We start from the raw sequence: 11,778 nt of genomic DNA on the forward strand, positions 1-11,778 counted from the left end.
CTTTTTGTTGATATGTTTCATCTGGAACCATTATCAATTTGCTCCTACACTGTTACCATCACCAATCGCTCCATCACCCCAAACAACGGAGGAACCAATGTACAAGACAGGACTTTTGACCATCGCAGGCATGTTCGCCCTGGCCGGCAGTGCCGTTGCCGCAGACCAGATTCTCACGACCGGCAAGACGGCCGGCCCGATCATCCTCGACGGTATGGCCGATGCCGCCTGGCAAAACGCCACACCGATCACTGTCACCCTGGACAATCTCCCCTATGAGCCGGATAACGGCTACGAGGGGATGCGCGAGACCGATGTGGTCATCAAATCACTCTATGACGACACCAATATCTACTTCCTGATCACCTATAAAGATCCGACCAAAAGCCTCGAGCGTTTTCCGTGGGTCAAGCAGGCCGACGGCAGTTGGAAGAAGCTGGCCAACAAGGACAGCACCGGCCATGACAACACCTATTACGAGGACAAACTAGCGCTGTTCTGGGACATCAACACCCCGGGGTTCGCCGAGGAAGGCTGCATGATCTCCTGCCATCTCGATGAACCCGGCGACACCTCGGCCGGCCGCAAATATACCGCCGCCGAGGGACAGACCATCGATATGTGGCACGCCAAATACGTACGGACCCTGCCGATGGGCATGTTCGACGATCAGTATGTCGATCACAACACCGACCCGAAACAAAATGCCGGCTGGGGACGCAAAAGTGACACCGGCAAAGGCGGCTACCAGAACAACGACAATGGCGACAAGAGTGCACCGGCCTTCATGAACCTCAATCCCAACGAAGACGACCAATACTATATCATTCCAAGCAAAAAGGTTCCCTTCGTCGACACGTTCAAGGAAGGGGACATCGTGCCCGGCATCGACATCATGCCGATGATGGGCGGTCGCGCCGACATCCTGGCTCGTAATCATTACGATAACGGGACCTGGACCCTGGAGGTCGTCCGGGCGCTGAAAACGGAAGGTGAAAACGTCGATACCCAGGACGTGCAGTTCTCCGACCGCTCCAAAAGCTACCCGTTCGGTATCGCCGTCTTCGACAACTCACAGATCAACCATCTCTTTCACTTAGAGACGCTGGAGCTGAAGTTCAAATAAATCGAAAGCGCACCACGTTCTTCTCGCCGCTCTGATCACCGCTTCGGCTGGGGACCGCACTACCGTTCCCCAGCCGAAGCCTTTCCTGCTCCTCACCCATCCTTTTCTTTCCGCCTAACGCAACCGACCGCCACAGCCTCAGTACCAGACCACCCGGCGCGACGAGAATAAATACTTCGACCGAGCAAACCTCCCGTGGCAACTTTCGTGTGAAAATTGAAATTGACAATAACGAAAATAACTGAAATACTCTTCGAAACAGCTTTTCTCCGCGTTCGTTCACCAGTATGCAGGATCCGCCATGGAACCGATATCCGAGCGGCAGAATTCCATTCTCGCCCTGGCCCGCGAAAGCGGTCGGGTAGAGGTGGAAGCACTGGCCGCGGCGTTCAAGGTGTCCCCCCAGACGATCCGCAAGGACCTCAACGAATTATGCGACCGCCAGCTGCTGCAGCGCATTCACGGCGGCGCCATCGTCGGTTCGAGCATCGAGAACGTCAGTTATGAGGCCCGGCGGCTGCTCGCCCCGGCTGCCAAGAAAGCCATCGGCAAACGCACCGCCGAACTGATTCCGAACAATAGCTCGCTGTTGATCAATATCGGCACGACCACCGAACAAGTTGCCCACGCCCTGTCCGACCACCGCGGACTCTTGGTCATATCAAACAATATCAATGCTATAGAAATCATGAAGCATTTTTCCGGCGTCGAGCTGATCATCGCCGGCGGGCATGTGCGCCGGTCGGATGGCGGCATCGTCGGTGACGCTGCAGTCGATTTCATCAACCAATTCAAGGTTGATTTCGCGGTAATCGGCGTCTCGGCGATCGATGAGGACGGCGTACTGCTCGATTACGATTTTCGCGAGGTGCGGGTCGCCCAGGCGATCATCCGGAACGCCCGTCACGTGATTTTAGTTACCGATGCAATGAAGCTGAAACGGACCGCACCGATCAGGATCGGCCACATCTCCCTGATAAACACCATCGTCATCGACGATAAGCTGCCGCAAAAACTGCATGATATCTGTTCCGAAGCAGGGGTTGCCGTGGTTCGAGCCCCCGTCTGAGCACGGTGCCTCCGACGAACGGCATCCGTTCCAACCATACCCCAAAAGCGCTCATATCTTATCGATATCACAAGACACACGACCCTGGTCAGGAGTTTTTTCCAGGTTTCCAACATTTTCACTTGATTCATCGTTTTATTTCGGTTAATCGGTACCTATGCTTGCATTCGAAACCAATCAACAGTCTATCTGAAACAAGTTCCATCCATAATCCTTCTGCCACGGAGTAGTGGCGATGCGGACAACCACCTACGATCTTGCCGTCATCGGAGGCGGTATCAACGGCTGCGGGATTGCCCGGGATGCCGCCGGCAGAGGTCTTTCGGTCTTTCTCTGCGAACAGAACGACCTGGCCAGCGGCACCTCTTCCGCATCTACCAAACTGATCCATGGCGGGCTCAGATACCTTGAATACTACGAATTCCGGCTGGTCCGGGAAGCCCTGCGAGAACGTGAAGTGCTGCTCAATGCCGCACCGCACATCATCTGGCCGCTCCGTTTTATCCTGCCGCACCACCGGGGGCTTCGTCCCGCCTGGCTGATTCGTCTCGGGCTCTTCCTCTACGACCATATCGGCGGGCGCAAGCTGCTGCCGAAAACGAAAAAAGTCGATCTGCGCCGCGACATCGCCGGCATGGTGCTGAAACCCGGTTATAGCCTGGCGTTCGAGTATAGCGACTGCTGGGTTCTTGACAGTCGACTGGTCATTCTCAACGCGATGGATGGTGCCGCCCGGGGAGCCGACATCCGCACCCGCTGCAGGTTGCTCAGCGCCCGTCGCGACCAGGGTGGCTGGCTGCTGTCCCTGGTCGACCAGACGTCCGGAACAGAATATCAGGTCCGTGCCAGGACCCTGGTCAACAGTTCCGGCCCCTGGCTCGACCAGCTCCTGACCCATATTGATCACGGCCAGACCCCGGAGCACATCCGCATGGTCAAGGGCAGTCATATCATCGTACCCCGCCTGTTCGACCACCAGCGAGCCTACATTTTCCAGAACAGTGACGGCCGGATCATCTTTGCCATTCCCTACGAAGAGCGGTTCACGCTGATCGGCACCACCGACGTCGACTATACCGGCGCCCCGGAAGAGGTGCGGATCAGCCCGGAAGAGACCGACTATCTGTGCCGGTCGGCGTCCGAGTATTTCCGTGCCCCGATCACGCCGGCCGACGTGGTGTCCTCGTTCTCCGGCATCAGACCGCTGTTTGACGACGGCAGCAACGAGGCCAAGGCGGCAACCAGGGATTATGTCCTGAAGCTCGACGGCGAGCGTGATGTTCCGGTACTGCTGTCGATCTACGGCGGCAAGATCACTACCTATCGTCAACTGGCCCAGTCGGTACTGAACCGGTTGGCCCCCTTCCTGCCCGCCATGGGCGGTGACTGGACCGAAACAATGCCGCTTCCCGGCGGCGATTTTGCGCCGGACCGGTTCGAGCAGGAGGTTGACCGGCTGCTCGGACATTGCCCGCTGCTGGACCGCCCCCTGGCAACCCGGCTGACGCGCTGCTACGGCACCAGGGCGCGGGACATGACCGAACGGCTGACAACCGGAGCCGACCGCGGCCCGGCCTTCGGTCACGGCCTCTATGGCTTCGAGGTTGACTACCTGATCCGTTACGAATGGGCCCGCAGCGCCGAGGATATCCTGTGGCGGCGCACCAAACTCGGACTGCTCTTCGATAACGACGAAACGGCCGCGCTGCAGGACTTCGTCGACAAACACCCGGAGATCACCGCGCACCGTTAATCAACGAGGAGAACCAGATGCACCTCAGTCTTCGCCAGGTCTGCAAGAAAGTCGGCAACCAGTTCCATATCGCCGATGTCTCGTTGACCTTTACCGCCGGCACCCTCAATATTCTGCTCGGGCCGACCCTGTCTGGCAAGACCTCGCTGATGCGGCTCATGGCCGGACTCGACCGGCCAACCTCCGGCTCGATTCACGTCGACGACCGTGATGTCACCGGCGTGCCGGTGCAAAAACGCAACGTCGCGATGGTCTACCAGCAGTTCATCAACTACCCGAACCTGACGGTCTACGAAAACATCGCCTCTCCCCTGCGGTTGGCCCGGCTACCGAAACACGAGATCGACCGAAGGGTCGACAAGGTCGCCGACCTGCTCAAGCTGGCCCCGCTGCTGCACCGCTCACCGCTGGAACTGTCCGGCGGCCAGCAGCAACGCACCGCTCTGGCCCGGGCTCTGGTCAAGGAGGCGGCGCTGGTGCTGCTCGACGAACCCCTGGCCAACCTCGACTACAAGCTGCGCGAGGAACTGCGTGAAGAATTGCCGCGCATCTTCACCGCCACCGGCTCGATTTTCGTCTATGCCACCACCGAGCCGTCCGAGGCCCTGCTGCTCGGCGGTGCCACCGCGACATTGCACGAGGGGCGGGTCACCCAGTTCGGCCCGACCGTCGATGTCTACAACCGGCCGGAAAACCTGATCAGCGCCGAACTCTTTTCCGACCCGCCGCTCAACACCCTGCCGGTCACCAAACTGAACAACTCGATGCTCTACAAGAGCCAGGTCGAACTTCCGCTCATCGACCGGATGCCCGAGCTGCCTGACGGCACCTACACCGTCGCCTTCCGCCCCCACCACCTCTTTCTGCAGCGCCCGTCGCCAGCGGCCATCGGGGTACGGGCCGAGGTGGTGATTGCGGAAATTACCGGCTCGGAGAGCTACATCCACGTCGATGTCGCCGGTGTGCGCTGGGTCCTGCTGGCGCCGGGAATCCATGCTCACGAGGTCGGCAGCGCCATCGAGGTTTTTCTCGAACCGACGACCTTTTATATCTTCGACCGCCACGACCGGCTGGTCGTCAGCCCGAAACTCCAAACCACGCGGTAACCGGAGGAGCTCATGGCCACGATCACCCTGAACGATATCGCCCACTGCTACAGCGGTCCGTCGGACGACCCGGACGACTATGCCCTGAAGCAGCTCAACCTGGCCTGGCGCGACGGCGGCGCCTACGCGCTGCTCGGCCCGTCCGGCTGCGGTAAGACCACGCTGCTCAACATCATCTCCGGCCTGCTCATCCCGACCAAGGGCCGGGTATTGTTCAACGAACAGGATGTGACCAGCCGGCCTACCGAGCAACGCAACATCGCCCAGATCTTCCAATTCCCGGTCATCTACGACACCATGACCGTTTTTGAGAACCTGGCCTTCCCATTGAAAAACCGAGGGCGAAGCAAAAAAGAAATCGATCCCCGCGTCATCGAGCTCGCCCGAATGCTCGACCTGGAGGACAATCTGCACACCAAGGCCTGCCACCTGACCGCCGACGCCAAGCAGAAGATCTCGCTGGGTCGCGGCCTGATCCGCCAATCGGTCAACGCCATCCTTTTCGACGAGCCGCTGACGGTCATCGACCCGCAGCTCAAATGGCAATTACGCGCCCAACTCAAATCCCTGCATAAACAATTCGGCTTCACGATGATCTACGTGACCCACGATCAGACCGAGGCCCTGACGTTTGCCGACGAGGTCGTCGTCATGTACGAGGGCGAGGTCGTCCAGGTCGGCACGCCCGAGGCACTGTTTGAACGGCCGGAGCACACCTTCGTCGGCTACTTCATCGGTTCGCCCGGCATGAATATCGTGCCCTGCGCCGTCGACGGCGACCGGTTGCGACTCAACGGCCACGAGATTCGCCTGGGACAACGCTATCCGGCACCGCCGCCGGGTGCCCGGGTGGAACTGGGCATCAGGCCCGAATATCTGCGGCTGCAGCCACCCGACCGGGACGGGTTGTCGGTTGCCATTGTCCGGGTCGACAATGTCGGCCGCCATCAGGTGGCTCGGGTGGCACTCGGCGAGCAATTGTTCAACGTCGTCGCCGCCGATCTGTCCGGCCTGACCGGTGATCGTGCCAGCCTGGTGATCGATCCGGCCCGGGCCAACGTCTACGTCAACGATCAGCTGTACCGAGGAGCGACATCATGATTGCCAAACAGCAGAACCAGAAGGCCTGGTTCATGGTCCTGCCGGTCTTTCTGTTGGTCGCCTTCAGCGCCGTGATCCCGCTGATGACCGTGGTCAACTATTCGGTGCAGGACACCTTCGGCAATAACCAGTTCTTCTGGGCCGGCGTCGACTGGTTCCGCAACCTGGTCCATTCGGAACGATTTCACAGCGCCTTTCTCAGGCAACTGCTCTTTTCCGGCATTATCCTGGCCATCGAGATCCCGCTCGGTATCCTGATCGCACTCAGCATGCCGCGCCGCGGCTGGGGCGTGCCGGTCTGTCTGATCACGATGGCCCTGCCGCTGCTCATCCCCTGGAACGTGGTCGGCACCATCTGGCAGATCTTCGGCCGGGTCGATATCGGCCTGCTCGGCTACAGCCTGACGGCGCTCGGCATCGACTACAACTACACGCAGGACCCGCTTGCCGCCTGGTTCACCGTCGTCATCATGGACATCTGGCACTGGACGAGCCTGGTCGTCCTGCTCTGCTACGCCGGCCTCTGCTCGATTCCCGACGCCTATTACCAGGCAGCCCGGATCGACGGAGCCTCGCGACTGGCCATCTTCCGCTATATCCAGCTGCCGAAGATGCAGCGGGTCCTGCTGATCGCCTTTCTGCTGCGTTTCATGGACAGCTTCATGATCTATACCGAACCCTTCGTCATCACCGGCGGCGGCCCCGGCAATTCGACCACCTTCCTGTCCATCGACCTGGTTAAACTCGCCGTCGGCCAATTCGACCTCGGCCCGGCCGCCGCGATGTCCCTGATCTACTTCCTGGTCATCCTGCTGCTCTGCTACGTGTTTTACACGGTGATGAGCAATATCGGCATGGAAAGCACCAATCACGGAGGTTCCTGAGATGCGCTTCAAGTGGCTGATCCCGGCAATCTACATCCTGTTTCTGCTGTTGCCGATCTACTGGCTGGTAAACATGAGCCTGAAGACCAACGACGAAATCCTGTCGGTGTTCTCGCTGTGGCCGCACAACCTGACCCTTGACAACTACCGGGTGATCTTCACCGATGCATCCTGGTACTCCGGCTACATCAACTCGATGATCTACGTGACGATCAACGTGATCATCTCGGTCAGCTTCGCGCTGCCGGCCGCCTACGCCTTCTCCCGCTACAGCTTTGTCGGCGACAAGCACCTGTTCTTCTGGCTGCTGACCAATCGCATGGCGCCGCCGGCGGTCTTCGCACTGCCGTTTTTCCAGCTCTATTCGTCGATCGGCCTGTTCGACACCCATATTGCCGTGGCCATCGCCCATTGCCTGTTCAACCTGCCGCTGGCGGTCTGGATCCTGGAAGGCTTCATGTCCGGAGTGCCCAAGGAGATCGACGAGACGGCCTTTATCGACGGTTATTCCTGGCCCCGGTTCTTTGTCCGCATCTTCATCCCGAACATCGCTTCCGGCATCGGCGTAACCGCCTTTTTCTGCTTCATGTTCTCCTGGGTCGAACTGCTGCTGGCCCGGACCCTGACCGCGGTCAACGCCAAGCCGATCTCGGCGATCATGACCCGTACCGTCTCCGCCTCCGGCCTGGACTGGGGCGTTCTCGCCGCCGCCGGCGTTTTGACCATCCTGCCCGGCACCCTGGTCATCTGGTTCGTCCGCAACCACATCGCCAAAGGGTTCGCCCTGGGCCGCGTCTGAGGGAGGAGCAATTATGAATCTGAATTGGATGGCCTGGACCGTACCGACCGCCACCTTTTTCATTGTCATCTTCTGCCTGCTGGTAGCCATGACCGTCTGGGAGATCCGGCGGCCCGGCGGCGCACCGCGCGTCGGTCTGTTGCGCTTCGAGACGACCCGCGGCGACCGGTTGTTTATTTCCCTGCTCGGTTCGGCCTATATCCACATCCTGTGGCTGGCGCTTTTCCCCGCTCTCAGCTTGTGGTGGGCCTTCGCCTTTTCCTTCCTGTACGCCCTGGCGGTGTTCAGGTGGGTTTAATTGTCCTGGTAGCACCGTTCCGCACCCCCCGCGGGTACCTGCGGAAAAACCGTACCATCAAAGAGGAGGTTAACCGATGATCAGAACATTCGTAGCAGCAACCGCAATGACTGCCTTGCTGGCCGGCCCGGCCGGTGCCCTGGCAGGCGTTGAGGAAGCAAAGAAATGGATCGATGACGAATTCCAGCCATCCACGCTGTCCAAAGAGGCGCAGCTGCAGGAAATGGAATGGTTCATCAAGGCGGCCGAACCGTTCAAGGGCATGGACATCAAGGTGGTTTCCGAGACCATTACCACCCACGAGTATGAATCGAAGACCCTGGCCAAGGCGTTCTCAGAGATCACCGGGATCAACCTGACCCACGACCTGATCGGCGAGGGCGACGTCATTGAGAAGCTGCAGACCCAGATGCAGTCCAACAAGAACATTTACGACGCCTATATCAACGACTCCGACCTGATCGGCACCCACTTCCGCTACCAACAGGTGGTACCGCTCAGCGACTGGATGGTAGGCGAGGGTCAGGACGTCACCAACCCCGGTCTCGATGTCGACGATTTTCTCGGTATCTCCTTTACCACCGGGCCGGACGGCAAGATCTACCAGTTGCCCGACCAGCAGTTCGCCAACCTCTACTGGTTCCGTTACGACCTGTTCAAACGACCCGAGTTGCAGGCACAATTCAAGGAACTCTACGGCTACGACCTCGGCGTTCCGGTAAACTGGTCGGCCTATCAGGACATCGCCGAGTTCTTCTCGGAAAAAGTCAAGGAGATCGACGGCAAACCGATTTACGGCCACATGGATTACGGCAAGAAAGACCCGTCCCTGGGCTGGCGTTTCACCGACGCCTGGCTGTCCATGGCCGGCGCCGGCGACGAAGGTATTCCCAACGGCCTGCCGGTGGATGAATGGGGTATCCGGGTCGATGGTTGCCGTCCGGTCGGCTCATCTGTCAGCCGCGGCGGCGCCACCAACGGTCCGGCCGCCGTCTACGCGCTGACCAAGTACATCGACTGGCTGAAGAAATACGCCCCGCCCGAGGCCGCCGGCATGACCTTTTCCGAATCCGGTCCGGTACCGGCCCAGGGCGCCATTGCCCAGCAGATCTTCTGGTACACCGCCTTCACCGCCGACATGGCCCGGGAAGGAACCCCGGTGGTTGACGAGAACGGCAACCCGAAATGGCGAATGGCACCGTCGCCGCACGGCCCCTACTGGACGGAGGGGATGAAACTCGGTTACCAGGACGCCGGTTCCTGGACCCTGATGAAGTCCACCCCGGTCGATCGCCGCAAGGCGGCTTGGCTCTATGCCCAGTTCGTCGTATCAAAAACGGTCAGCCTGAAAAAAACCCACGTCGGCCTGACCCCGATCAGGGAAAGCGATATCTGGCATGAGTCCTTTACCGAACGCGCCCCGAAACTCGGTGGTCTGGTCGAATTCTACCGCAGCCCGGCCCGGGTACAGTGGACGCCGACCGGCACCAACGTCCCCGACTACCCGAAACTTGCACAGCTCTGGTGGCAGAACGTCGCCGATGCGGTTACCGGCGACAAGTCCCCGCAGGAGGCTATGGACGCGCTGGCCGAGCAGCAGGATCAGGTCCTGCAGCGACTGGAGCGAGCCGGCATCCAGGGTGAATGTGGCCCGAAACTCAACCCGGAGCAGGATCCGTCTTACTGGTTCAACCTGCCCGGCGCACCGAAAGCGAAATTGGCCAATGAAAAGCCCCAGGGCGAGACCGTCGATTACGACGAGCTGGTCAAGAGCTGGGCGGCAGCCGCCAAGAAATAATCACTGGCAGCTGCTTGATTGACGGTGGGACAGGTCAACACCTGTCTCACCGTTGGTTGTTTTGCGGGGGACAGGTTGAAACCAGTCCCGCCGTTGGTTTTTGATTGTTGCGCAAGGAGCACACTATGCCGTCGCATTTACTCGCCATCGATCAGGGTACCACGTCGAGCCGGGCCATCGTCTTTAACGATCGCCTGGAAATCATCGCCTCAGCCCAGCAAGAGTTCTCGCAATATTTCCCGCACTCGGGCTGGGTCGAGCACGATGCCGAAGAGATCTGGGACTCCACGCTGGCCACCTGCCGCCAGGCCCTCGAGCGCTCCGGCCTGGCCGCGGCCGACATTGCTGCAATCGGTATCACCAACCAGCGGGAGACCGTCGTCGTCTGGGACCGGCAGACCGGCAAAGCGATTCACAAGGCGATCGTCTGGCAGGACCGACGCACCTCGGGGCTCTGCGACGAGTTGCGCGCGGCCGGCCACGACCCGATGATAACCGCCAAGACCGGACTGCTGCTCGATTCCTATTTCTCGGCGACCAAGATCAAATGGCTGCTCGACCAGGTCCCCGGCGCCCGCGAAGAAGCGGCGGCCGGCCGGCTCGCCTGCGGCACGGTCGATAGTTTTCTGCTCTGGCGGTTGACCGCCGGCAAGGTGCATGCCACCGACGCGACCAACGCCTGCCGGACCATGCTCTACAACATCTACGAAAATCACTGGGACGAGGAATTGCTCGCGCTGCTCGACATTCCCGCCGCGCTGCTGCCCGAGGTAAAAAACTCCTGCGACGATTTCGGCTCGACCGAACCCGCTCTCTTCGGCAGCTCGATCGCCGTCGGCGGTATCGCCGGTGACCAGCAGGCGGCCCTGATCGGCCAGGCCTGCTTTCGCCCGGGCATGATCAAGTCGACCTACGGCACCGGCTGTTTTATCGTCCTCAACACCGGCGAACGTCCGGTGGTATCCACCAACCGGTTGTTGACCACCATCGGATACCGTCTCGACGGCCGCAACACCTATGCCCTGGAGGGTTCGATTTTTGTCGCCGGAGCCGCGGTGCAATGGATGCGCGACGCGATGGGCATCATCGAATCGGCGGCCGACACCGGCAAACTGGCTCGCCAGGCCGACATCAATCAGGACGTCTATCTGGTTCCGGCCTTCACCGGTCTCGGCGCCCCCTACTGGGATGCCGACGCGCGCGGGGCTATCTTCGGCATCACCCGGGCGACCGGCCCGGCCGAATTGTCCAAGGCGGCCCTGGAATCGGTCTGCTTCCAGACCCGTGATCTGCTCGAGGCGATGCGCGGTGACTGGCCGGCAATGGGTGACACGGTGCTCCGGGTCGACGGCGGCATGGTCGCCTCCAACTACACCATGCAGTTTCTCGCCGACATCCTCGATGCCCCGGTCGATCGACCGGCAATACTTGAAACCACCGCCCTCGGAGCCGCCTACCTGGCCGGTCTGTTCAAGGGTCTGGTACCATCGCCAGAACGGTTCGTCGATGACTGGAAACGCGACAAACGATTCACCCCGGCACTGGACGAAGAGATCCGCAACCGGAAATATGCCGGCTGGCAAGATGCGGTCCGCCGGACCCTGACGACATCATAATCGCCCTCAATCTGCTGCTCTGAGCGCAGCAGGAAGACGACGAACTGCGACATGGCCGGTTGGCCGGCGATGGAGCAAAACCGACGATGACTTTCGTTATTTGTTTTTTAGGGTTTCGTTTGAGCGTTAATATATTTTCACTTGAACTTTTCCGGCCGACAGGATACAACAGGCCATGAGTCAGACATCCTTCTTCCGCCGCGTTTTTCGGCTGAATCATAGCTCAAC

Annotated in this window: 10 protein-coding genes; all 10 read left to right on the top strand. The window is 60.1% G+C overall.

The annotated features are described in order from the left end of the window. Positions 1-97: 97 nt before the first annotated feature. Entirely contained in the window at positions 98-1,126 is a 1,029-nt protein-coding gene (locus tag BUC26_RS03930) for an ethylbenzene dehydrogenase-related protein (RefSeq protein ID WP_073373537.1), read from the top strand. A 301-nt stretch (positions 1,127-1,427) separates the two neighbouring features. Continuing rightward, the gene (locus tag BUC26_RS03935; RefSeq protein ID WP_073373538.1) at positions 1,428-2,195 is read left to right on the top strand and encodes a DeoR/GlpR family DNA-binding transcription regulator; all 768 of its coding nucleotides are present in this window, start codon (positions 1,428-1,430) and stop codon (positions 2,193-2,195) included. Between the two features lie 235 nt (positions 2,196-2,430). Further along, the gene (gene glpD, locus BUC26_RS03940) at positions 2,431-3,948 is read left to right on the top strand and encodes a glycerol-3-phosphate dehydrogenase (RefSeq protein WP_073373539.1); all 1,518 of its coding nucleotides are present in this window, start codon (positions 2,431-2,433) and stop codon (positions 3,946-3,948) included. A 17-nt stretch (positions 3,949-3,965) separates the two neighbouring features. Further along, the gene (locus tag BUC26_RS03945; RefSeq protein ID WP_073373540.1) at positions 3,966-5,054 is read left to right on the top strand and encodes an ABC transporter ATP-binding protein; all 1,089 of its coding nucleotides are present in this window, start codon (positions 3,966-3,968) and stop codon (positions 5,052-5,054) included. A 12-nt stretch (positions 5,055-5,066) separates the two neighbouring features. Then, positions 5,067-6,155 carry an ABC transporter ATP-binding protein gene (locus BUC26_RS03950; RefSeq protein ID WP_073373541.1) on the top strand — a complete coding sequence of 363 codons (1,089 nt, stop codon included), beginning with the start codon at positions 5,067-5,069 and terminating at the stop codon, positions 6,153-6,155. Next, positions 6,152-7,039, top strand: a complete 888-nt coding sequence (locus BUC26_RS03955) for a carbohydrate ABC transporter permease (protein WP_143165901.1) — start codon at positions 6,152-6,154, stop codon at positions 7,037-7,039. Before BUC26_RS03950 ends, BUC26_RS03955 begins: the two co-directional genes overlap by 4 nt. A 1-nt stretch (position 7,040) precedes the next feature. Then, the gene (locus tag BUC26_RS03960; RefSeq protein ID WP_073373542.1) at positions 7,041-7,838 is read left to right on the top strand and encodes a carbohydrate ABC transporter permease; all 798 of its coding nucleotides are present in this window, start codon (positions 7,041-7,043) and stop codon (positions 7,836-7,838) included. Positions 7,839-7,851: 13 nt separating this feature from the next. After that, positions 7,852-8,136 (top strand): DUF2160 domain-containing protein, encoded by a 285-nt coding sequence (locus BUC26_RS03965; RefSeq protein WP_073373543.1) that lies wholly within the window; start codon positions 7,852-7,854, stop codon positions 8,134-8,136. A 76-nt stretch (positions 8,137-8,212) separates the two neighbouring features. Beyond that, positions 8,213-9,934, top strand: coding sequence for an ABC transporter substrate-binding protein (locus BUC26_RS03970; RefSeq protein WP_073373544.1), 1,722 nt, complete (start codon positions 8,213-8,215; stop codon positions 9,932-9,934). Between the two features lie 125 nt (positions 9,935-10,059). Next, a complete protein-coding gene (glpK, locus tag BUC26_RS03975; RefSeq protein ID WP_073373545.1) occupies positions 10,060-11,550 on the top strand; it encodes a glycerol kinase GlpK in 1,491 nt (496 codons plus the stop codon). Positions 11,551-11,778 lie beyond the last annotated feature (228 nt).

It is taken from the genome of Desulfofustis glycolicus DSM 9705, assembly GCF_900130015.1.
In the GTDB taxonomy this organism is placed as follows: domain Bacteria; phylum Desulfobacterota; class Desulfobulbia; order Desulfobulbales; family Desulfocapsaceae; genus Desulfofustis; species Desulfofustis glycolicus.

Excerpts from the sequence above, each read along its gene's own strand:
- BUC26_RS03930 (WP_073373537.1), top strand. The coding sequence starts at position 98 with ATGTACAAGACAGGACTTTTGACCATCGCAGGCATGTTCGCCCTGGCC.
- BUC26_RS03935 (WP_073373538.1), top strand. The coding sequence starts at position 1,428 with ATGGAACCGATATCCGAGCGGCAGAATTCCATTCTCGCCCTGGCCCGC.
- glpD (WP_073373539.1), top strand. The coding sequence starts at position 2,431 with ATGCGGACAACCACCTACGATCTTGCCGTCATCGGAGGCGGTATCAAC.
- BUC26_RS03945 (WP_073373540.1), top strand. The coding sequence starts at position 3,966 with ATGCACCTCAGTCTTCGCCAGGTCTGCAAGAAAGTCGGCAACCAGTTC.
- BUC26_RS03950 (WP_073373541.1), top strand. The coding sequence starts at position 5,067 with ATGGCCACGATCACCCTGAACGATATCGCCCACTGCTACAGCGGTCCG.
- BUC26_RS03955 (WP_143165901.1), top strand. The coding sequence starts at position 6,152 with ATGATTGCCAAACAGCAGAACCAGAAGGCCTGGTTCATGGTCCTGCCG.
- BUC26_RS03960 (WP_073373542.1), top strand. The coding sequence starts at position 7,041 with ATGCGCTTCAAGTGGCTGATCCCGGCAATCTACATCCTGTTTCTGCTG.
- BUC26_RS03965 (WP_073373543.1), top strand. The coding sequence starts at position 7,852 with ATGAATCTGAATTGGATGGCCTGGACCGTACCGACCGCCACCTTTTTC.
- BUC26_RS03970 (WP_073373544.1), top strand. The coding sequence starts at position 8,213 with ATGATCAGAACATTCGTAGCAGCAACCGCAATGACTGCCTTGCTGGCC.
- glpK (WP_073373545.1), top strand. The coding sequence starts at position 10,060 with ATGCCGTCGCATTTACTCGCCATCGATCAGGGTACCACGTCGAGCCGG.